The sequence below is a fragment of the Streptococcus sp. 4886 genome, assembly GCF_013276485.1.
Classification (GTDB): Bacteria; Bacillota; Bacilli; order Lactobacillales; family Streptococcaceae; genus Streptococcus.
The window spans coordinates 19557-41801 of record NZ_VMLD01000013.1 but is presented as its reverse complement, the minus strand read 5'-3'; the positions used below and the strand labels follow the sequence as shown (position 1 = coordinate 41801).

The window sequence follows — 22245 nt, the reverse complement described above, 5'->3', positions numbered from 1 at the left end:
CTCACTTCCGTAGAAGTTGTAGGCTCAGTTGTTTCAGTCGGCTTTGTTCCAACTTTAACAACTTTCTTAACCATCGCAGTTGTTACTTCACTGGTCTTCTTATCTTCTACTGCCTTACCACCTTCGATTTTATAAGTAGTCGTAATGGTTTCAGTTCCTACCTTACCTGGACGAGTTGGATCATCTTTCTTTTCCCCTTTAGCAAGAGTTGGATCCGCTTCATATTCTGTTTCGATTGGAATTACTTTTGTTTCAACGCTATCCTTAGCCGGAACCTTAACAATAATATTTCCTACTTCATCAACATCAGTCTCCGGTTCCTCTCCTTTACGGCGGGTATCGTCTTTAATAAATGTCACTCCTGTTCCATCAGCATGAACAAAACTTGTATTCAGGATTCCTCCTAAAAATAAAGTTAGCCCGATTATCACAGAACCAAAAATCTTTCCGAGTTTACGTAATGCATAGCGCTTATTGGTATTAGATTTTGCCATTACATCCTCCTTCTAAAATTTACTACTTCTAGTATAGCATCTTTTCTGGCAAATGTTAAATAATATATTTCATATATCAAATAAACTTAGAATGATATATTGATTATTGAACTAACACTTTAACTATATCGTAATCAATCTCATATATAGAGGATTGCAGACATCTTATCCAAATACATGCTAATATATTTAGATACAAACATTCCAACTTGATAATTTTCACTCATCTTTCATCATTCTTTATACAACTATGCAGTAGCAATCGAATAGTTTGCTCATCAGAATGAGACTATTTTAATGTTAGATATTTTGATAGAAAAACATAAATAAAATTGGTGGAATTTAATTCCCTAACTCGATAGAGGATTCTATTTTAAATTTAACAACAGCTAGGATTACACTATAAAAAGCGTATTACCACCTGTTCGACTGGAGAATCTAGTCGATTAGCTCCCTCTTAGTTACAAGCTTAAAGAAGGAACTAGAACATCTGTCTTGTACTAATCAATATGCTATTTTAAAGTTGCAAATAAACTTGGGATGCCAATTATTATATTTACAATAAATAGTTGACTTCAATGAAAACAGAAAAGAGAATTCAACATTCTTCCCTACTTATCTGATAATAAATAAGATCCGCAAGATAGCCTTTTCTCTCTACACCATTAACAATGGTTTGTAGATAGGACATCCCTGCTTTCTCCATGACACGACCTGAAGCTGGATTGAGACTGGCATATCGAGCTCTGACCTTTTGAAAACCTGCTTGAGTAAAACAGAAGTCCAAGACAGCTTTCAAGGCCTCTGTCATCATACCATGACCCCAGTACTTCTTGCCTAACACATAGCCAATTTCACAAGAAGAATTGTTCTCATCTATTGCAACGATGCTGATATCTCCTATCACTTGCTCTGGATTTTCTTTGAGACAAATAGCCCATTTGTAATAGTTGGGACTGGTATAGGAAGCAACCCAATTACGAATCGAGTTTCGAGTCACCTCGACATCAGGATGGGGATTCCAAGTGACATAGGCCAGATTCTCAGCAGACGAAGCCCAATTTTGAAACATAGCTTCTGCATCACTTTCCACAAATCTTCGCAAGATTAAACGTTCTGTCTGTAACATTTTCGTACCGATTGCTTTCATGATGCTGCCTCGCTTTCTGATATATGATTTCTATTCAATCTCCATTTAGATTTGCTTTGCTTTTGAATTTCAAGGTAATACGCTAAAAAGGTCCACTGGACCTTCTCTCACTTTCTTATTTCAAGGTGAGAGGCTGAAAACCTCCACTGGAGGTTTTCTTGTTTTTTAATTTCAGGGCAAGAAGCTAAAAAGGTCCCCCGGACCTTTTTACTCCCAAAAGTCATCAAATACGGTGATGGGTAGGTGGCGTTTGTGTTGGCCTTTGTGCCACCAGTTTTCGATTGTTACTTGGGCTTCTGGACTGATTGTTTTGCCTTCTAGGTAGTCGTCAATCTCTTCATAAGTGACTCCGAGGGCTACTTCGTCAGCTAGGCCTGGTTTCTCTTCTTCTAGGTCTGCTGTTGGGATTTTTTCATAAAGGGCTGGGTCTGCACCAAGTTCCTGCAAGAGTTGTTTTCCTTGGCGTTTATTGAGGCGGTAAAGAGGGAGAATATCCGCACCACCGTCACCAAACTTGGTAAAGAAACCTGTGATATTTTCCGCGGCGTGGTCTGTTCCAATGACCGCTCCGCTATGGGAACCAGCAAGGGCATACTGAGCAATCATACGGCAACGTGCCTTGATATTGCCCTTGTTAAAATCTGAAACAGGACTACCTGTCGCTTCAACTGCTGCCGTCATGGCGTCAGCTGATTCCTTGATATTGACGACTAAACTGACATCTGGTTGGATGAATGCTAAGGCTTTTTGAGCATCTGCTTCATCAGCTTGCACTCCATAAGGCAGGCGGACAGCGATAAATTTATAGCTGTCGTCTCCCGTTTCTGCTCGCAGTTCTTCCATAGCTAATTGGGCCAAGCGCCCTGCCAAGGTTGAGTCCTGCCCTCCAGAAATTCCTAGTACAAAGGTTTTTAGGAAAGGATGTTTTTTCAGGTATCTCTTTAAGAAATCAATGGAACGACGGATTTCTTCCTGGGCATCAATCACTGGTTTCACGCCCAGTTCTTGGATAATCGCTTCTAGCAAACTCATTCTTCTTCTCCTTCACCAAGGGCTTCCTTGCGCATCTTATCAATCAAGTCCATCTTGTCTTGCCATACATCACGCGCCAAATCTACTGGATAATGTTGCGGATTGAGCACGCGCTTGTACTCATCCCAAAGCTTGTCAAATTCCTTACGAGCATAATCCTGAATCTCAGGCAAACTAGGCAGGTTATAAATCAATTTCCCGTCCTTGAAAATATCCACCAAGAGAGGCACAGCATCAAAATTACGAACCGTCTTCTTGATATAAGTATAGGTCGGATGGAACATCTTGATTTCTGTCATGTCACTCACATTCACACCATCATAAGTGATGTAGTCACCCTCTGACTTGCCTTTTTCACGACTGGTAATGCGCCACACCTGCTTCTTACCTGGCGTAGACACTTTTTCCGCATTATTAGACAGCTTGATGGTATTGCGCATCTGACCATTTTCATCTTCGATGGCAACAATCTTATAAACTGCACCAAGAGCTGGCTGGTCATAGGCTGTGATCAGCTTGGTACCCACGCCCCAGACATCAATCTTGGCCTTTTGCATCTTGAGGTTGAGGATAGTATTTTCGTCCAAATCATTAGAAGCATAAATCTTAGCCTCTGTAAATCCAGCCTCGTCCAGTTGCTGACGGACTTTCTTGGAAATGTAGGCAATATCCCCAGAGTCAATCCGCACACCCATAAAGTTAATCTGGTCACCCAGCTCACGCGCCACCTGAATTGCAGCGGGTACCCCAATACGAAGGGTGTCATAGGTATCCACAAGAAAAACGCAATTTTTGTGGGTCGCAGCGTAAGCCTTGAAAGCCTCATAGTCGTTACCATAAACCTGTACCAAAGAATGGGCATGGGTCCCCAAGACAGGAATGTCAAAGAGTTTACCAGCGCGCACGTTGCTGGTTCCATTGGCTCCACCAATCACCGCTGCGCGTGTTCCCCAGATAGCCGCATCCATTTCTTGAGCCCGACGTGTCCCAAACTCCATCAAAGGTTCATCTTCAATAACTGAACGAATACGAGCTGCCTTAGTCGCCACCAAGGTTTGGTAGTTGACGATGTTCAAAAGAGCCGTTTCGACCAATTGACATTGGGTTAGAGGGCCTTCCACTTGCACAATCGGTTCATTAGCAAAGACCAAGTCCCCTTCTTGGGCAGAACGAACGGTCAGCTCCAACTTGAAATTGCGGAGGTAGTCCAAGAATGCCCCATGATAGCCTAGAGACTCCAAATAGGCAATATCACTATCTGAAAAACGCAAATCTTCAAGATAGTTCACAATTCTTTCCAAACCAGCAAAAACCGCATAGCCGTTCTTAAAAGGCTGTTGGCGGAAATAAACCTCAAAGACCGCCTTTTTATTGTGAATCCCTTGGTCAAAGTAAACCTGCATCATGTTAATCTGGTACAAGTCCGTGTGCAATGTCAAACTATCATCTGGATACATACTTTTCCTACTTCCTTAACTAGAAATACATGAAAATTTTCAAAAACTTTCATGCATTCCAATAAATTAGTACTATTATATCACATTTTAGCTGGATTGAGAAAAGAGTAACAAGCTATTCACCACTCTCTAGTTCATCCATATCTTGTTCAAACTTTTTCTGAGCCCATTCACCATAGCTCTTAAGACCAAGATTGCCGATAAAAACCCAAGGAAGGTAAATGACATAAGTAATTGCCCAAGCAGACAGGTATTTAACGTTCAAAGGATTGTGCTGATAAATTTCTATGTTGAATTGATAATTCTGTAACATCAAAAGAGCCGTAATAGCCAATGTTAGGAAAAAACAACCCAAAATCGTAAAATGAAAACGACTATAGTAGGTCACTCCCAGATAACGGGCACGGTTGAAAAAGAAGAAAATTCCTACTATCAGAGTATAGACTAGAAAATTCGGATTAAAAAGAGAGGGAGCTAATACAGCCACCAAATAGCTTAGAAGCACAAGTCCAATAAAGAGTGAAAAAGACTCTGCCCCAGCTTTATTGATTAATTGTTCTTCTCTTTCGTCAAGTAATTGATAATGAATGAATTTATTTACCATCTTCTTCCTCCCAAAATAGTTGGTCTAGGGTTTTCCCTAAACATCTGCAAATAGACTGGCAAAGCGAGAGACTGGGATTATATTTTCCCGCCTCTATCAAACCAATAGTCTGGCGCGTCACCCCCACAGCCTCTGCCAGTTGACCTTGAGTTAAATCAAGCTCAACCCGAGCTAATTTTAATTTTAAATTTTTAGCCACCTGCGTCCTCCTTATAGTTTTAAAAAGTTGCGCCTCTTTTTAACAACATTATATCATATATCTAACTTAATGCAATATATAAATGTCATTTTGTACAATTTTATTAACAAAAAACTCTCTACCACATAAATGATAAAGAGTTTTCTGCTTATTAATTTTTTTCAAAATATCTAAGACATCGCTTCTTTGTTTAATTTGATAAACTTTGATACCTAAGCTCCGACTTTATCACTTAAAAATAAAAAAGGACAGCTAATCCCTTGCACATCAAGGGATTTCGCCATTCTTTAATCTCGTTTAAGTGTTGTATATGGAGCTTTGCATAATTTTTTAAAACTAAACAACTACATTAAGCTCGAACTGTGACACTAGTTCCATCTTCTTTGTAGAGATTGATGAGTCCTTCTTTTAATGCACGAACCATGTCTCCTGCTTGAACAGGTTGTGGGACTTTGATTGTCAAGAGTTCCATCGGATTTGGAGCGCGATCGATTTTATTTCCCTTTGCATCGTGCAAATCTTCAATATACGTTTCAAAATGACGGAAACCTGGGCCATAAAACTCAACTTGGTCACCTTCGTTAATAACGTTCCGTTGACGAATGGTTGCTGTTTGTGTTGCATCATCATAAGAAACCACTTCAGCGACAAACTTGTACTCAGGAATTTTACGACGAGCACCAAATAACTGTTCATTTTCAGATGGTGTACCGTAGTAGAAGCCTGTTGCCAATTCACGTTGGGCAACCTTCCACATCTCATCAATCAAGTCCTGCTTAATAGCTTCAAACTTCTCTGGACTTTCAAGATAGGCATCCACAGCCGCCTTGTAGCAGTTGGTTACTGTTGAAACATAGTGAATAGACTTCATACGTCCTTCAATTTTAAGACTATCCACACCATTTTTAATCATATCTGGGATATGGTCAATCATAGACATATCAACGGCTGACATCGAAAATTCTTCTGGAATCTCTCCCTTAAGGCTCTTACGTTCTTTCCCAAAAGGCATATCGTAAAGGTCATATTTCCAACGGCAAGACTGAGAACATCCACCACGGTTGGCATCACGCATACTCATGTGGTTTGAAAGAGTACAACGACCAGAGTAAGAAATACACATGGCTCCGTGGACAAAGGCTTCAATCTCAACATCTGTACGTTTGCGGATTTCAGCTAATTCTTCCATCGAAACCTCACGCGCCAAAACGACACGAGTCAAGCCCAGTTCTTTCCAGAACTCAAGGGTTTCATAGTTAGTTGCACTTGCTTGGGTAGAGAGGTGGATTTCAAGACCAGGCGCTTCAGTCGCTGCAATCATGATCAAGGCTGGGTCAGATACGATAACTGCGGCAATCCCGATATCACGTAGTTTACGGAACCACTAACCAGCACCAGCTTCATTTCCTTCGTGCATAACCATATTGGCAGCTACATAGACTTTGGCACCGTACTTGGCCGCAAACTGGACACCTTCTTCCATCTGTTCAAAGGTAAAGTTTCCGGCACGGCTACGAAGACCATAGGCCTGACCACCAATAAAGACAGCATCTGCCCCATACTGAACAGCTACCTTTAGCTTCTCTAAAGTCCCTGCAGGTGATAAAACCTCAGGACGTTTTAATGTTTTTGTCATGTTTTCTCCTATTTGCAATATAAAAGTTTGACGTTTTTCCTTCTCATTTTATAGTAAATAAGCCATAAAATCAAGCCTAGACAGATTGTTTTGACAATTCTAATCTTTTAAACTTTGCATAATAACTGTTAAACTGTCGAAAATTAACCCAGTTTTAACAGGTAGTCAAAAAGTCTAGAAAAGTAAAAACCAGTACCCAAAGATACTGGCTCATTAAACTACATAAATTAGTCCTTAGATGACTATTCCCATTCTATTGTTTTCTAAATTGATAAGGTTTGATATAGTTTAAAATTAAGGATTTATACTAGTTATTTTTATAAGAATTTATTAGAATTAATTTCTATTGTTTGCAGAGTTGAAATTAATGTGTAACAAAAACACAACATTTTTTATATAATAGTATTAGTAATAAAAAGGTGGTGATATAGTAAGATTAGCTGTTAGACTAGCAATAGAAACACGAAATAGTATCGATGCTCTAAAAAAAGAAATAAAAGCAACTGGAGAATTTGATAATCTTCATCTTACTAATGGGTTTGTCGTAAATCAAGCTTATTTAGATTCTAAAAAAATTACTGCTGAACAAAACTGGGATAAAGTATTAAAATTTGGGTCTCAAGTTGAAGAACGAAGTGCCCCAAAAACTCGAACTGATTTACAAGTAAATCAAACTACTATTGATGATATTGCTGAGTTAAAAAAGATTTTACCTCTATATACAGAAACAAATTATGTAACCACTTCTTTTGTTATCAGAATGATAGTGAGGGGTTCTCTTTTAGTGCGTCACGGAAAAATTTAGGCTTCAAGCCTATTTTTTTTATTTCAATTTTATGTGTCGACAAAACACGACACTTATTTTATAACAGTGGCGTGAAATAATTACAACACTGAAATTATATAAAGAAGGTTCAACAATGCTTAGATCAATTTTTAATGCAGAATACATTTATTTGACTATTTTTTGTAGTGTTAAATATTTTATGTGTTTAACTTTACATTTTAGGAAGAGGAGAAGTTTATAATCAGTTTTTGAAGAAAAAAGTATAAAAAATGCTATAATAGAATACATATAGTAGGGGAGGAGAATTACAATTGTTACCTAAAAAAATTATCACACCTAAAGTACCACCTATTAAAATCCAAGGAATAAAAACTAAATTAGTTCCATTTATTGCTGAATCAATAAAGTGGGATGGTAAAGGAACATACTTTGAACCATTTATGGGATCTGGTGTAGTAGGTTTTAATTTAGAACCACAGAAGGCTATTTTTAGTGACACCAATCCCTATATCATTCAATTTTACAAAGATATTCAATCAAAGAAGATTACTGCTCAAACAGTTAGAACTTTTTTAGAAAATGAAGCAACTAAATTATCTAGTACTCCGGCTGATAAGACATCTTATTACTATGAAGTTAGAGATAGATTTAATAAAGAACATAGCTCTTTAGATTTTTTATTTTTACAACGTTCCAATTTTAATGGAATGATACGTTTTAATAATAAAGGTAATTATAATGTTCCTTTTGGACGAAAACCAGAGAGATTTCAAAAAGCATTGATTACAAAAATTGTAAATCAAGTTTCATGGATTGAAAAAATAATGAAGGGTAAAGATTGGGAATTTATCTGTATTCCTTTCACTAAAGCATTTGAGATGATGGGAGAAAATGACTTTGTTTATTTAGACCCTCCGTACATTGATCGATATGATGGATATTATGATTCTTGGAGTGAAGAATACGCGACATTACTCGCAGAACTTACTCAAAAAGGAAAAGCAGGATACGCCTTTAGTATGTGGTACGAAAATCAGTATAGAAAAAATACCCACATGGAAAAATGGACGGATGGAAAGTTGTTAACTACTGAACATTTTTATCACTTAGGAGCAAAGGAATCTAATCGAAATAAAATGATAGAAGCCCTAGTAATAAGTGAATCTAATTCAAACCTAAATGAAGTGCATCCTGAACAAGAGCAAATTAGCCTTTTTGAAATATAAAAAATAGAGCGAACTGCTCTATTTTTTATCAAATGTTTCCTCGTACTGAGATAGATAATCTGAATATAATTGTTTTAATTCTAGCGATTTAGGTTCATCTGTTTTAGAAAGCCAATCAAAATATCCTTCAAGATTATTATATAAAGATTGTTTTACCTTTTGGGTATCAGTATATCTTGGGTAATGTTTCCAATAATCTTTAAACACATCATCTCCTAAAACGGAGAAAGGGCCTGCACCATAAACAAAAGGCTTAATGGATGTTGAAGTAATTGTTCCAATATTATCGGTATTTCCACTGCCTTTCTTATCACCACATATTCTATACTTTTCTTGAACAAACATTTCTATATTTTTATATGCAGGAATTATAGAATCTAATTTCTCAAAATTAACTTTTCCAGTAGTTGGTTTCGTCTCTCGAGTATAGACAACACCTAAAATATAATGACCGTCATAATCAGAGTAATGACCTACAATATTCTTTGTTCCATTTCTCATAAAACTTGTAAAACTACCTCCAGTAAAGCCAAATTTCGTATTTTCGCTTCTTCTGTAAGTAGTTTTTATATCGATGGCAATTTTTCGCCCATCTTGCTTTTTAAAATAAAAATCAGGGTATACAGTTTGTTTTTCAGATTCATGTAAAGTATAGCCCAATTCATTGGCTGAACGTTGCAATGCTTCAAAAGCTATAACTTCAAACAATCTACCTATAATCTTTGAATCACTCCCAAACGTGTAGATTTCCTTCTTTTTGTTTATAAAACCAACGAGTTCCCATTCATTTTCATTTTTTGGTAAATACTTAGCAATAGTATCAATTATTTTATCTGTATAAGGTGTCATTTACTCAGCTCCTTTGTTTGCGAATTGTTTGCGATTATTTAATTAAAGGCTCTGAAACATTGATTTCAAAGCCTTTTTATTGTAATTTTTCCTACTCCCACTCTACTGTTGCAGGTGGTTTACTTGTAATATCGTAGACGATACGGTTAACGTGATCTACTTCATTTACGATACGAACAGAGATTTTTTGAAGGACATCCCAAGGAATTTTGGCAAAGTCAGCAGTCATCCCATCGATAGAAGTGATAGCACGGATTGCAATTGTGTAGTCATACGTACGACCGTCACCCATAACACCAACTGAACGAACGCCTGTGTTAACAGTGAAGTATTGCCAGATATCGCGGTCAAGACCAGCTTTGGCAATTTCTTCACGGAGAATAGCGTCTGACTCACGAACGGTTTCAAGTTTTTCTTCAGTAATTTCTCCCATGACACGGATAGCAAGTCCTGGTCCTGGGAATGGTTGGCGCCATACGATATGGTCTGGCATACCAAGCTCTGTACCTAGGGCACGAACTTCGTCCTTATAAAGAGTGTTGAGTGGTTCGATGAGTTCAAACTGCATGTCTTCTGGAAGACCACCCACGTTGTGGTGTGACTTAATAGTTTGAGCTGTATCTGTACCAGACTCGATAACGTCTGTATATAAGGTACCTTGAGCAAGGAATTTCACATCTTTGAGCTTGCTTGCTTCGTCATCGAATACATAGACAAACTCGTTACCGATGATTTTACGTTTTTGTTCAGGGTCAGAAACGCCAGCAAGTTTATCAAGGAAACGTTTAGCAGCGTCTGCTTTAACGATATTCAAACCAAACTTACCACCAAGCATGTCCATAACTTGGTCCGCTTCTCCTTTACGAAGAAGACCGTGGTCTACGAAGATACAGATCAATTGATCGCCAATCGCTTTTTGGAGAAGAACCCCAACGACAGATGAGTCAACTCCACCTGATAGACCAAGAAGGACACGTTTATCACCAACAGTTTCACGAATTTTTTGGATCTGCATATCAATGAAGTTATCCATTGACCAGTCGCCTTTAGCCTTACAGATGTTAAGAGCAAAGTTACGAAGGATATCATTTCCGTATACAGAATGACGAACTTCTGGGTGGAATTGGATACCGTAAATGTGTTTATCTGGGTTTTCAATGGCTGCATAAGGGCAGTCAGCTGATGTACCTGTACGAACAAAGTCAGCAGGAATCTCAGTAACCGCATCACCATGGCTCATCAAAACAGTCTGCTCGTCTGGTGTTGATTCAAAAAGAGCTGATGGTGTGTGAGTAAGAGTTGATTGACCGTATTCACGATTTCCAGCATCACCTGCAGGGACAACTTTTCCTCCAAGTTTATGAGTTAATAACTGCATACCGTAACAAATTCCCAAAATAGGAATTCCGAGTTCGAAGATTTCTGGGTCAATATCAAATGAACCATCTTCGTATACAGAGTTTGGACCACCTGATAGAATAATTCCTACAGGATTGATTTCACGAACTTCAGCAGCTGAAATTTTATGGCTTTTTAGTTCTGAAAAAACACCAATCTCACGGATACGGCGTGAAATCAGCTGGTTGTACTGGCTACCATAGTCCAATACGATGATTTTTTCTACATCTTGCAAATCAGTTGAAATGTTGCTCATCTTTTTCCTTTCTCAAAAGAAATATCTTTTTCAATATTCTATCACAAATAAGGGCGAATTACCAACTAAACAAGGCGAAGTTTGACTTTTTCTAGTTTATTAGGGTACAATAGAGAAAAGATAGAAATGAAGTGAAAAATATGCTACCCGCTTATATGAAAATCCACGATCAGATTAAAAAGGATATTGACGAGCACCGTTGGTCCATTGGTGAAAGACTTCCCAGTGAAAGAGATTTAGCAGAGCAGTTTGCGGTCAGTCGCATGACCCTCCGCCAAGCTATATCTCTATTAGTTGAAGAAGGTGTTTTAGAGCGCAGAGTTGGAAGTGGCACCTTTGTATCCAGTACACGTGTACAAGAAAAGATGCGAGGGACAACCAGTTTTACTGAAATTGTTAAGTCCCAAGGTAAAGTTCCCTCTAGCCAGCTCATTTCTTACAGAAAAACCATCCCCAATGAGCAGGAAGTTGCCAAGTTAGGAATTTCTCCAACGGAAAATATTATCCGAATGGAACGTGTTCGCTATGCCGACAAAGTTCCTCTGGTTTATGAAGTTGCTTCTATTCCTGAAAAATTCATTAAGGACTTTAAAAAAGAAGAAATCACCAGTCATTTCTTCCAGACTCTACAAAAACATGGCTACCGTATTGGTAAATCACAGCAGACCATCTATGCTCGCCTTGCTAAAGAAAAAATTGCCCACTATTTGGAAGTTGAAAAAGGACACGCTATCCTTGGGCTGACTCAAGTTTCCTACCTAGAAGATGGGACAGCTTTTGAATACGTAAAAAGTCAGTATGTAGGCGAACGTTTTGAATTTTATCTTGAAAATAATTAATACTCTTCGAAAATCAAATTCAAACCGCGTCAACGTCACCTTGCCGTACTCAAGTACAGCCTGCGGCTAGTTTCCTAGTTTGCTCTTTGATTTTCATTGAGTATAAAATACTAGGCAAAAACTCTCTGTCACGGACAAAGAGTCTTTTTATTTCTCTAAGAGTAAATCTTTCAACGAAATCAAAGTTACAGCAAACAATATCATTGCCATGCCAAGAAAATCAATGGGATAAAATTGTTCATTCATAATTAAGAAGGCAAAGAAAACCGCAGATATTGGCTCAATTGAAGCAAACAAGCTTGACTTAACCGGTCCAATCAGACTGGCTCCCTTTAAGAAGGCTGTATAGGCAAAAACAGTCCCGATAAGGATAATACCTGCAAAAGCAAGGAGAAAATCAAGACTAGTCGGGATATTGGTCTGTAGAACTCCTGTAAAAGGAAGGGCGACCAAACCTGCTATGACCATTCCCACACCGATGACCAAACTGCTCCCCCACTTCTTAATCAAGGCTATGGGTAAAATAATATAAAGGGCGTAAGTCAGAGCAGAAAAGAGCCCCCAGAACAGACCTGCAGGTGTCATAGATAACTGGTCCAACTGCCCATGTGTTGCGATCAGGAAGGTCCCTCCAATGGCTAATATGATGGAAACAATCTCTCCCAGTGTCGGCGCCACCTTATCCTTGATACAGCTATAAATCAAAATCCCGACAGGACAAACGTACTGAAGCACCGTCGCAGTTCCTGCATTGGTTTCCTGAATAGCAGTTAGATAGGCGAATTGGTTGAGGAAGAGACCAATTAGAGCAAAAATGAGAAGAGACAGCAAACTCTTTCTATCCTTTAAAAAGGCCAGCATTTTATCCTTTGCAGTAGCATAAGCCAAGAGCATGAGAATTCCACCAGCGATTAAAAGACGCAAGTTGGTCAAAACCAGAGACGAAATTCCGTGTGCCATCAGGTATTGGCCACTCGTTCCTGACAAGCCCCAAGCAATACCAGCCACAACTGTTAGTAAAGTCCCTTTTAAACTATTTGACATGTCTCTCCTTACTCTTCTTTGCGAATCAAGTCCATCACTTGATTACGGTCTACAATCCACTGAGTTCTCTCATCCTTTTCATAGGTACGATTCGATAGGAAAATAGCCGCTTCTTGCTTCTGACGATTCCACATGATAAAGGTACCTGTATATCCCGTATGGTCTAGCCAATCTCCTTCCAAATTCCATGCTAAAGAACGTTCCTTGTCAACCAAAGGAGAAAAATTTTGACTCAAATCTCTTGCAAAATCATCTGCTAAATAGTGTTCTAAAAAGATTTGTAAATCCTTTACAGTCGAAAATAAACCAGCACTACCTGCATGTCTGCCCAGGAGACGAGCCTTGGGATCATGTACCACGCCAGACTCTACACCTCTGACTGTTGGAACAGCAAGCCCAACAGGACTAAACTTGGTTTCCTTCATTCCCCAAGGATTAAAAACTTGCTCCTGCAAAATCACATCCAAGTCTTGATTAAAGATTCTTTCCAAAATAAAACCCAACAGCAAAAAATGGACATCCGAATAAAGAAAGGCTGGCTGATTTCGTCTATTGAGATGAAACATCGCTTCCTTTAATTCTGAATCTGTTAAAAGATCACGATTGGGAATAAACGGATCAAGGTCTGTAGCGTGAGTTAAGAGCTGACGAATAGTAATATCTGGATAATCACTTTCAGGTAAAAAATCGGTTACTGGTCTGTCAATATCTAATTGACCTCTTTCCCACAAGAAGGTGAAAACAGTACCTACCCCAACAACCTTGCTGACACTAGCTAGGTCATAAACGAGTCCTGCCTCTGTCTGCAAGCCATGCTCTGGGTCACTCTGGCCTAAATAGAACTCTGTCCATTGATGGTCCTTAAAATACGCAAAAGAGGCTCCGGGATAGATCCCTGCCTCGATTTGTTCTTCTATTTTCTTAATAATCTTGGTCCACTTCATACTTCTTCAAACCACAATTCAACATTATTTCGATCTTTACCAAGGAAGAATTTTTCAGACTTAGGAATAAAATATTCGGTAGACTCAAACTTCTGGCGAAGACTTGCTATATCTAGTTCATTGACCAAGAACTTGAGCATAGATAAGTCCCAAGTAACCGTATTATCCACAGTCAAATCTTGCCCCTGAGCTGGTATAAAATCAAGTGATGGCACAATCTCAGATAGTTCCAAGAAACTATCTACATCCGTTGGGAGGTGTAATTCCATAGAAATTTCAAATTTACTTAAAGAAATTGACTCCAGATCTGTTTGAAATTCTGGCTTTTCTCCTACTTCTACTAGACTTGCTCTGTCATCTTCCGCATGAATCAAAATCAAATCATCTTCTGGTGAAAAAATTTCAAAAGCGTAGCCATTTTGCCCCTTATATAATCGATGAATCGAATCTGTCTTAGATAAGAGTCCTTCGATTTCCATGGGATTTTCCACCTTGATAATCAATCTGGCCAGTTTTTTTCTTCCCTCTACCTTACGAGTACGCATACTGGGAGCTTCTTCCAAAACCAGCTTCTCAAGACCTGTTTGATCACCTAGTGACAGAAAGGCTGACTCCTCTAACAAGACCTTCATACCAAGGGTTTCAATATAAAATGTTTCATTTAATTTTCTATTATTAACTTTTAAAGTAGGAATAATCCGTACAATCTGATTTACATTCATAAATTCCTCCGTCACTTTTTATTTTAAAGGATTTTAGAATTTTTTACAAGATATTATGCTCAAATTTAACATTATTTAGCTATTTAGTAAAGATAGTCTTTCAAGGCTTTGGTCAAAACCTGATAACCGGCAACACTGAGGTGCAGCCCATCAGTAGTATAGTCTTTTTTGAGTTGGCCTACCTGATCTGTCAAACTATCAAAAACTGGCACAAATTCTACCTGCATATAGGTAGAAGCAAGCTCTTGATAGGCTTGATTCCATTTCTGAATTTTTTCATTCGTGCGGATATAGACTGTCTGCTTGTACTCCTCTCCCTCATTGACTGGCAAAATGGAAAGCAATTTTATCTCTGCCAGTGGATAATCGCGAGCAATGGATTGAATGAACACTTCGAGATTATTGAGAGCCTCATTCAAAGGCATATCTTTTCCAATATCGTTCGTCCCAATCAGAAGGACAATTTTATCTACTGCTCCACCGTACAGATGCGCATCGAGGTTCTCAAGTAACAGCTCTGTCTGATAACCTCGAATACCTCGATTGACAATCGTCTTTGCAGTCCCAAATAGTTCCTGCAGAGGATAATACTCGACAATGGAATCCCCAATAAAAAGAATGTCTGGCTCTACAACAGAAACCTGATTTAGGTGACGATACTTGGTTTGGATTTTTTCTTGTTCCTTTAGTAACCAATTTTCTAATAACTGTACTGCCACTTCATTCTCCTTTTTCTAACCAGTTTTCCAAGACTTGATAAACTCCTCCTTGGCTGTTGGCTGGCGCTAGAGCAGTCGCCACAGCTTTGGCTTTGTCATCAGCATTTTCCATCGCATAGGCAATTCCAGCCATTTCAAGCATTTCAACATCATTTTCACTATCACCAAAAGCCATGATTTGTTGGGCTTTCAAGTCCCAACGCTTGAGTAATTCTTCCAAGCCCCATGCTTTATGAATTCCAGCTTGGAGGATATCAATGCAACCATAGCCACTCGATACAGCCCGAACACGGCCATCAAAGAGGTCATTGATTTCTTCCAAGACCGAACTCAAACGTTCCTCACCAACAACCATACTCATCTTGAGCACACCACCAAAGAGGTCAGAGGTTAATTCGTCCACAAACTGCATCCGTTGATAGAATTTTTCAATCATTTCTGGAGTCATAAAACTTTCAAGGTCTGTAAAAATGGTACCTTCCTTGACGAAACCACCCTTCATCCCCGTTACAACAAACTGGTTCTGACACTCTCGACCCTTGAAATGAGCCAAAGCCTTATCAACAATGGCATCATCCCAAGTCTGAGCCTGAATCAGTTCATTGTTTTCAAAAATACGAGCACCGTTGGCAACCACCAGAACCACTCGATACACCAAGTGCTCCAGTAGTTGCCTCATGCGGTGAATTTCATTGCCCGTCGCGATGACAAAACGAATACCCTTTTGATCCAACTGATCTAAAATCTTTTCCAATCGTGGGAGATCCAGCTGGCCTCTAGCATCCAGCAAGGTCCCATCCATATCTGTCGCAATTACTTTAATCATCATTTACTTTCCTCTGGATTCAAGCTAATCCCACTTCAATCCCACATGTTCGTTCATTTCTTTGTAGGCTGTATCAATTCGTTCCTTAGTCGCTTCGTCTAACTGGTCACGATGACTACCACCCTCGATAAAATCTTCTAAGATATAGGTTTGATAATGATATAGGGGATATCCTTCTGGTGAAAAAGTTCCCTTTGGTGTTCGATTGACCCAAGTAGGATGAGCTTTAGCTGTTCCGATAGTTGTTTTTCCATCCTTCTTCTTAATGGTCACATCCATGAGAACGCCACGTTCAGTCCACTTAGCATTTTCTTCATCTCCCATAGATTCAATCCGTTGATTGGAAATGAAGTTCCCCATTGAATAGATAATGAGTTTCTTTTCTCCATCTTTTTCAACCGTTTCAGATGGTTCAACAACGTGAGGATGCCCTCCAAAGATAATATCAGCTCCCCAATCAATCATCTTGTGATAAAGAGCCTTTTGTTCTTCAGTTGGTTCCAAGCGATACTCAACACCCATCTGAGGCATGATAATGGTGATATCTGCTTCCTTCTCTGCCCGTTCAATTTCAGCCTTCATCTTATCTTCGTTTAAATCTGAAAGATAACGATTATAGTCTTCCTGAGAAATATACTGCTCAATGCCATTGAAACCATAGGAATAGGCTAACAGTGCAACCTTGATACCATTCACTTCCTTAATGACCAGCGGAGCCTGATCACGTGGCTCGTGCGTATAAACTCCGATTGGAGTGATTCCAGCTTTCTCAATAATATCGGCCGTTGAAATAACTCCCTCAATTTGCGAATCCAAAATATGATTATGAGCTAAATCCAGCACATGATAACCTGCATCCTTAATGGCATCCATAACTTCAGCAGGAGCATTAAAGAGAGGATAACCTGCTAAATAATGATCCTTATTGATGGTTCCTTCAAAATCACCAATAGCTAAGTCTGCTTGCTTAAGCCAAGGAGTCACATACTCAAAATTCTCATGAAAGTCATAGGTACCGTCTTCTTTTTTAGCTGAAAAGAAAAGTCCATCGTGGTAGAGCAAATCTCCGTTGGCCATAATTCTAGCAGATTTTTCCTCTTCCTGCTCCTGAGACTTTTGCTTAGTCCCCTCTTGAGAAATAGTATCTCGTTTTTGACTGGTCAGAGGCCTACCTTGGAAACTTTCAAACAACAAGACCAAGCCCATTGATAAAGCAACTGCTAGCAAGAGTACCGCCACAAATCCTTTATTGCTCCACTTGCGATAACTCCTAAAAAAGTTTACCAAGCCCTTCATAAAACGAAAAGCTAAACCACCCTGATTTCTATCTTGTCTTCTTTGCATCTTCATTCTCCCTACTTTCTTATGCAAGCCTTTTCTTTTTATTATATCACAGATAAGTATTTCTTTCACAATTGAATTGAACTTCCTATCTATTTTCTATAAATCCTAAAGGCTGTAATACTTTCAATCCTTGTCATTTTGTGTTATCATGTAGAGGTAATGAAAGGAGAGAAAATGTCTGCTATAGAACGTATTACAAAAGCTGCTCACTTAATTGATATGAACGATATTATCCGCGAGGGGAATCCAACTCTACGCGCGGTTGCTGAGGAAGTTACTTTCCCCTTGTCTAACCAAGAAATTATCCTTGGCGAAAAGATGATGCAATTCCTCAAACATTCCCAAGATCCCGTAATGGCTGAAAAAATGGGACTCCGCGGTGGTGTTGGACTTGCTGCTCCTCAATTGGATATCTCAAAACGCATTATCGCTGTTTTGGTACCTAATATTGTCGAAGAAGGCGAAACTCCACAGGAAGCCTACGACTTGCAAGCTATTATGTACAATCCAAAAATCGTCTCTCACTCGGTTCAAGACGCTGCTCTTGGTGAAGGAGAAGGTTGCCTATCTGTTGACCGCAACGTGCCTGGCTATGTAGTCCGCCATGCCCGCGTTACTGTTGACTACTTTGACAAGGATGGAGAAAAACACCGCATCAAACTTAAAGGATATAATTCCATCGTTGTTCAGCATGAAATTGACCACATCAACGGTATCATGTTTTACGATCGTATCAATGAAAAAGACCCATTTGAAGTTAAAGATGGTTTACTGATTCTGGAATAAAGAAAATCCCGTTGCAAGACGGGTTTTTGTGTTATAATAGATGCATGAAAACAAATGATATTATCTATGGCGTCCACGCCGTTACCGAAGCCCTCCTTGCAAACACAGGAAACAAACTTTACCTCCAAGAAGATCTCCGAGGTAAGAATGTTGAAAAAGTCAAGGAACTGGCTACCGAAAAGAAAGTATCCATTTCTTGGACTTCAAAAAAATCCCTCTCTGAGATGACTGAAGGTGCTGTTCACCAAGGTTTTGTTCTACGAGTATCCGAATTTGCCTATAGTGAGCTGGATCACATCCTTGCAAAAACACGTCAAGAAGAAAATCCTTTGCTATTGATTCTGGATGGCCTAACTGATCCTCACAACTTAGGCTCAATCTTAAGAACCGCTGATGCGACCAATGTTTCAGGTGTCATCATTCCCAAGCACCGTGCTGTCGGTGTTACTCCTGTCGTTGCCAAAACAGCCACTGGTGCTATTGAGCACGTTCCCATCGCCCGAGTGACCAATCTGAGCCAAACTCTGGACAAACTCAAGGATGAAGGCTTCTGGACCTTTGGAACGGATATGAACGGTACTCCTTGCCATAAGTGGAATACAAAAGGGAAAATTGCCCTCATTATCGGAAATGAAGGAAAAGGTATCTCTAGCAACATCAAAAAACAGGTCGATGAAATGATTACTATTCCGATGAATGGACATGTTCAAAGTCTCAATGCCAGTGTTGCTGCAGCCATTCTCATGTACGAAGTTTTCCGAAATAGACTATAAAAAGTTTCCGGTCATCTGATTGGAAACTTTTTTATGATTATACTCAATGAAAATCAAAGAGCAAACTAGGAAGCTAGCTGTAGGTTGCTCAAAGCACCACTTTGAGGTTGTAGATAAGACTGACGAAGTCAGCTCAAAACACTGTTTTGAGGTTGTGGATAGAACTGACAAAGTCAGTACTCATACCTACGGCAAAGCGAAGCTGACGTGGTTTGAAGAGATTTTCGAAGTGTATTAACTATGTTCTGTGATAAACTTGTAAGCTTCTTGACCAGCGATAGCTCCATCTCCAACTGCTGTTGTCACTTGGCGAAGGTCTTTCAAACGAACATCTCCAACGGCAAAGATACCATCAACTGCAGTTTTCATGTGGTTATCTGTCACAATCCAACCAGCCTGATCTTGGATATTCAATTCTTTAACAAAATCGCTAAGAGGGTCCAATCCAACATAGATAAAGACGCCACCGAAGGCTTGTTCTGTCACTTGACCTGTTTTCACATTTTCAAATACGACAGATTCTACTCTGTTTTCACCCTTGATTTCCTTCACTACAGAATCCCAGATAAAGCTGATTTTCTCATTCGCAAAGGCGCGGTCTTGTAAAACCTTTTGAGCACGAAGTTGGTCACGACGGTGAACAATGGTAACAGTCTTGGCAAAACGAGTTAAGAAGAGGGCTTCTTCAACAGCTGAATCTCCACCACCAACTACCAACAAATCTTGGTCTCGGAAGAAAGCACCATCACACACGGCACAGTAAGAAACACCACGACTGTTCAGTTCTTCTTCTCCAGGTACTCCCAAAGGACGGTGTTTAGAACCAGTTGCTACGATAACTGTACGTGTTTCATATGTTTGGTCATCAGTCATCACTTTCTTAAAATCACCATGGCCTTCTACATTTTTAACATAGCCATAAATGTGCTCAACACCAAGATTTTCAAGCGGTTCAAACATCTTTTCTGCCAATTCTGGTCCACTGATATTAGCGTATCCTGGATAATTTTCGATATCAGATGTATTATTCATCTGACCTCCTGGCAAACCACCTTCAATCAAGGCTACTTTTAGATTGCTTCGAGCAGCGTATAAGGCCGCAGTCATCCCTGCAGGTCCAGCACCGATAATAATAGTATCGTACATATAGTTTCCTTCTTTCTTGTTGTAACTACCTTTATTCTAACTCTTTCTTGTCAATCACGCAAGGATTATGCCTTGAAAACAAGAATTAAACTCATAACCGCAAAGGATAATACTGGAACAACCAAGACTCCAATCATAATCATATCATAGAGATGGGCTTGGCGAGCCTTGGCTGTCTTATCCACTCCCGACATGGCTCTCAGTCCAATCCAAATCCCTAAAAAAATCAGGACGAGGATGGTAGTCAAGATCAAACTCTCGAAATATAAAGAAAATAGTTGCAGTAGCATGATTTCTCTCATTTCTATCTTTTTTAAAGAGTAAACTCAGCTAGTCCAGCTAACTGAGTTTTTCTTTATCTATTATATCAAATATAAGTCCGTTTGTAACTAGCGAAGAATTCTTTTGTCCGCTCTTCTTTTGGATGGTGGATAATCTCATCCGGTGTTCCAGACTCGATGATTTTCCCCTTATCTAAGAAGAGAATCTTATCAGCCACTTGGGCTACAAAGGACATGTCATGACTGACCAAAATCATGGTCTGACCTGACTTAGCAGCATCTGCAATAGACTTTTCTACTTCGCCGACCAATTCTGGGTCAAGGGCTGAAGTTGGTTCGTCTAAGAGCAAGACATCTGGTTTCATAGCAAGCGCACGCGCTAAGGCAACCCGTTGCTTCTGTCCACCTGATAAATGGCGAGGGTAATGGTTTTCACGGTCAGAAAGCCCGACCTTAGCCAACTCTTCCTTGGCAATCTTAGTCGCTTCTTGGTCAGATAATTTCTTGACAACAAGCAAGCCTTCTTTCACATTATCAAGTGCTGTGCGGCGTTCAAACAAATTAAACTGTTGGAAAACCATAGACAGCTTACGGCGTAGGGCAAGGATTTCTTCTTGAGTAATTTTAGAAAAATCAACTGAGAAATCATCAATCTGAATAGAGCCACTGTCAGGCGTTTCAAGATAATTGAGACTGCGAAGGAAAGTTGATTTTCCAGCTCCTGAAGAACCAATCAAGGCTACAACTTCCCCTTTTTGGATATCCAAGTCCAGATGATCCAAGACAGTCTGTCCTGAAAAGGATTTGCTTAAATTCGAAATCTTAATCATTAACGAAGGTCCCCTTTCACATCTGTTTGCATTATATCTGGTGCAGAAATAGCCATTTTTCTCTCGATGAAACGACCGAGGCTCTCAATTCCAATATTGACTACCCAATAAACAAGGGCAACAGAGATAAAGCGTTCAAAGTAACGATAATCGGCACCACCCAAAATCTGAGCTTGGGCAAAGACTTCCACAACACCCGCACTGAAGGCTAGGGAAGTTCCCTTGGTCAAGCCGATTAGGGAATTGATTAAGGTTGGAGTCGCCACAACTGCTGCATTTGGAATAATCACTCGACGATAAACTTGTGCTCGGGTCATCCCCAGACTGCGTGCCGCTTCAATCTCACCAGGATTGACTGAGAGAATGGCTGCACGAATGGTTTCACTGGCATAAGCTGCCTCATTAAAGGCAAAGGCTACAATCGCAAAAGCAGCGGCTGGAATCGCATTGATATTGAGACCAGTTCCCCATTGCTGATTGAGGGCTTTCAAAGCCAAAGGGATTCCGTAGTAGGTCAACATGAGTTGGACCAAAATCGGTGTCCCTTTTAAGAAACTAACGAAGAAAGCCTGCAAGGGATATAAAATCTTGACACGATTGATCTTCACAATGGCAAAAAGAAGCGCCAAAACCAAGCCAAAAAAGGCACCACCAATTGTCAACATAATCGTTGTTGGCAGTTGTTGAACAATTCTCGGAATTCCATCAAAGACCGAACGCAAGCTAAACAACTTGCCATCCGGAATCAATTGCATCAAGTTTTGGTACCAATCTGATGCTAAAATCGTTGTAACATTCATAAAAACATCCTCTCCTGATAATGATTCATTCTACCATACTTCTGCCGTCAATGAAATTATTTGCTACGGTCAGATACAGACTTTGTCTACCTACTAGTTTATC

Annotated in this window: 22 protein-coding genes and 2 pseudogenes; 5 read left to right on the top strand and 19 right to left on the bottom strand. The window is 39.6% G+C overall.

Annotation, left to right across the window (positions count from 1 at the left end):
- The 7 genes and pseudogenes from HT679_RS11355 to HT679_RS06520 form a co-directional block, all read right to left on the bottom strand.
- Window positions 1-284: pseudogene (locus HT679_RS11355) on the bottom strand (G5 domain-containing protein); the annotation flags it as partial.
- A gap of 808 nt (window positions 285-1092) precedes the next feature.
- Window positions 1093-1644: a GNAT family N-acetyltransferase gene (locus tag HT679_RS06545; RefSeq protein WP_173213659.1), complete on the bottom strand. Its 552-nt coding sequence runs from the start codon at window positions 1642-1644 to the stop codon at window positions 1093-1095.
- Window positions 1645-1851: 207 nt separating this feature from the next.
- On the bottom strand, window positions 1852-2676 hold the full coding sequence (gene nadE / locus HT679_RS06540) for an ammonia-dependent NAD(+) synthetase (protein WP_173213658.1): 825 nt from the start codon (window positions 2674-2676) through the stop codon (window positions 1852-1854).
- On the bottom strand, window positions 2673-4133 hold the full coding sequence (locus HT679_RS06535; RefSeq protein WP_173213656.1) for a nicotinate phosphoribosyltransferase: 1461 nt from the start codon (window positions 4131-4133) through the stop codon (window positions 2673-2675). The genes nadE and HT679_RS06535 overlap by 4 nt, the downstream gene beginning before the upstream one ends.
- Window positions 4134-4248: 115 nt before the next feature.
- Window positions 4249-4737, bottom strand: a complete 489-nt coding sequence (locus HT679_RS06530) for a DUF6773 family protein (protein WP_000247408.1) — start codon at window positions 4735-4737, stop codon at window positions 4249-4251.
- Window positions 4727-4936: a helix-turn-helix transcriptional regulator gene (locus HT679_RS06525; protein WP_001107500.1), complete on the bottom strand. Its 210-nt coding sequence runs from the start codon at window positions 4934-4936 to the stop codon at window positions 4727-4729. Before HT679_RS06525 ends, HT679_RS06530 begins: the two co-directional genes overlap by 11 nt.
- A gap of 349 nt (window positions 4937-5285) precedes the next feature.
- Window positions 5286-6572: pseudogene (locus tag HT679_RS06520) on the bottom strand (U32 family peptidase).
- A gap of 1098 nt (window positions 6573-7670) precedes the next feature.
- Here HT679_RS06520 and HT679_RS06515 point away from each other — a divergent pair.
- Complete coding sequence (locus tag HT679_RS06515; RefSeq protein WP_050242102.1) at window positions 7671-8585, top strand: Dam family site-specific DNA-(adenine-N6)-methyltransferase; 915 nt, start codon at window positions 7671-7673, stop codon at window positions 8583-8585.
- Between the two features lie 18 nt (window positions 8586-8603).
- Here HT679_RS06515 and HT679_RS06510 read toward each other — a convergent pair whose 3' ends face one another.
- Both HT679_RS06510 and guaA read right to left on the bottom strand, forming a co-directional pair.
- Window positions 8604-9434 (bottom strand): type II restriction endonuclease, encoded by an 831-nt coding sequence (locus HT679_RS06510; protein WP_173213653.1) that lies wholly within the window; start codon window positions 9432-9434, stop codon window positions 8604-8606.
- 91 nt (window positions 9435-9525) lie between these two features.
- Window positions 9526-11088 (bottom strand): glutamine-hydrolyzing GMP synthase, encoded by a 1563-nt coding sequence (guaA, locus tag HT679_RS06505; RefSeq protein WP_000065711.1) that lies wholly within the window; start codon window positions 11086-11088, stop codon window positions 9526-9528.
- A gap of 140 nt (window positions 11089-11228) precedes the next feature.
- On the opposite strand from guaA, the gene HT679_RS06500 reads away from it, so the two are divergent.
- On the top strand, window positions 11229-11927 hold the full coding sequence (locus tag HT679_RS06500; protein ID WP_050262058.1) for a GntR family transcriptional regulator: 699 nt from the start codon (window positions 11229-11231) through the stop codon (window positions 11925-11927).
- 147 nt (window positions 11928-12074) lie between these two features.
- Here HT679_RS06500 and HT679_RS06495 read toward each other — a convergent pair whose 3' ends face one another.
- The 6 genes from HT679_RS06495 to HT679_RS06470 form a co-directional block, all read right to left on the bottom strand.
- A complete protein-coding gene (locus HT679_RS06495; protein ID WP_173213651.1) occupies window positions 12075-12971 on the bottom strand; it encodes a DMT family transporter in 897 nt (298 codons plus the stop codon).
- 8 nt (window positions 12972-12979) lie between these two features.
- Entirely contained in the window at window positions 12980-13915 is a 936-nt protein-coding gene (locus tag HT679_RS06490; protein WP_173213649.1) for a serine hydrolase domain-containing protein, read from the bottom strand.
- Window positions 13912-14637 carry a CppA family protein gene (locus HT679_RS06485; RefSeq protein ID WP_173213647.1) on the bottom strand — a complete coding sequence of 242 codons (726 nt, stop codon included), beginning with the start codon at window positions 14635-14637 and terminating at the stop codon, window positions 13912-13914. Before HT679_RS06485 ends, HT679_RS06490 begins: the two co-directional genes overlap by 4 nt.
- An 83-nt stretch (window positions 14638-14720) precedes the next feature.
- On the bottom strand, window positions 14721-15356 hold the full coding sequence (locus tag HT679_RS06480) for an SGNH/GDSL hydrolase family protein (protein ID WP_054362574.1): 636 nt from the start codon (window positions 15354-15356) through the stop codon (window positions 14721-14723).
- Between the two features lies 1 nt (window position 15357).
- The gene (locus HT679_RS06475; RefSeq protein WP_173213645.1) at window positions 15358-16185 is read right to left on the bottom strand and encodes an HAD family hydrolase; all 828 of its coding nucleotides are present in this window, start codon (window positions 16183-16185) and stop codon (window positions 15358-15360) included.
- A 21-nt stretch (window positions 16186-16206) separates the two neighbouring features.
- Window positions 16207-17526 carry a CapA family protein gene (locus HT679_RS06470; protein ID WP_173213643.1) on the bottom strand — a complete coding sequence of 440 codons (1320 nt, stop codon included), beginning with the start codon at window positions 17524-17526 and terminating at the stop codon, window positions 16207-16209.
- Window positions 17527-17700: 174 nt separating this feature from the next.
- On the opposite strand from HT679_RS06470, the gene def reads away from it, so the two are divergent.
- Genes def through HT679_RS11350 form a run of 3 tightly spaced genes read left to right on the top strand, consistent with a single transcriptional unit; the run spans window position 17701 to window position 19323 of the window.
- The gene (gene def, locus HT679_RS06465) at window positions 17701-18312 is read left to right on the top strand and encodes a peptide deformylase (protein WP_173213641.1); all 612 of its coding nucleotides are present in this window, start codon (window positions 17701-17703) and stop codon (window positions 18310-18312) included.
- A 44-nt stretch (window positions 18313-18356) separates the two neighbouring features.
- Window positions 18357-19085: a 23S rRNA (guanosine(2251)-2'-O)-methyltransferase RlmB gene (gene rlmB, locus HT679_RS06460; RefSeq protein WP_173213639.1), complete on the top strand. Its 729-nt coding sequence runs from the start codon at window positions 18357-18359 to the stop codon at window positions 19083-19085.
- A 46-nt stretch (window positions 19086-19131) separates the two neighbouring features.
- The gene (locus HT679_RS11350) at window positions 19132-19323 is read left to right on the top strand and encodes a hypothetical protein (RefSeq protein ID WP_240149580.1); all 192 of its coding nucleotides are present in this window, start codon (window positions 19132-19134) and stop codon (window positions 19321-19323) included.
- On the opposite strand, the gene trxB is transcribed toward HT679_RS11350, so the two are convergent.
- The 4 genes from trxB to HT679_RS06435 all read right to left on the bottom strand — a co-directional run bounded on the left by trxB (window position 19320) and on the right by HT679_RS06435 (window position 22142).
- Window positions 19320-20231: a thioredoxin-disulfide reductase gene (trxB, locus tag HT679_RS06450; RefSeq protein WP_173213637.1), complete on the bottom strand. Its 912-nt coding sequence runs from the start codon at window positions 20229-20231 to the stop codon at window positions 19320-19322. The two genes, HT679_RS11350 and trxB, sit on opposite strands and share 4 nt — an antisense overlap.
- A gap of 65 nt (window positions 20232-20296) precedes the next feature.
- A complete protein-coding gene (locus HT679_RS06445) occupies window positions 20297-20521 on the bottom strand; it encodes a DUF4059 family protein (RefSeq protein WP_000926599.1) in 225 nt (74 codons plus the stop codon).
- A 77-nt stretch (window positions 20522-20598) separates the two neighbouring features.
- Window positions 20599-21342, bottom strand: coding sequence for an amino acid ABC transporter ATP-binding protein (locus HT679_RS06440; RefSeq protein ID WP_049511344.1), 744 nt, complete (start codon window positions 21340-21342; stop codon window positions 20599-20601).
- Window positions 21342-22142 (bottom strand): amino acid ABC transporter permease, encoded by an 801-nt coding sequence (locus tag HT679_RS06435; protein ID WP_173213635.1) that lies wholly within the window; start codon window positions 22140-22142, stop codon window positions 21342-21344. Before HT679_RS06435 ends, HT679_RS06440 begins: the two co-directional genes overlap by 1 nt.
- Window positions 22143-22245: the final 103 nt, after the last annotated feature.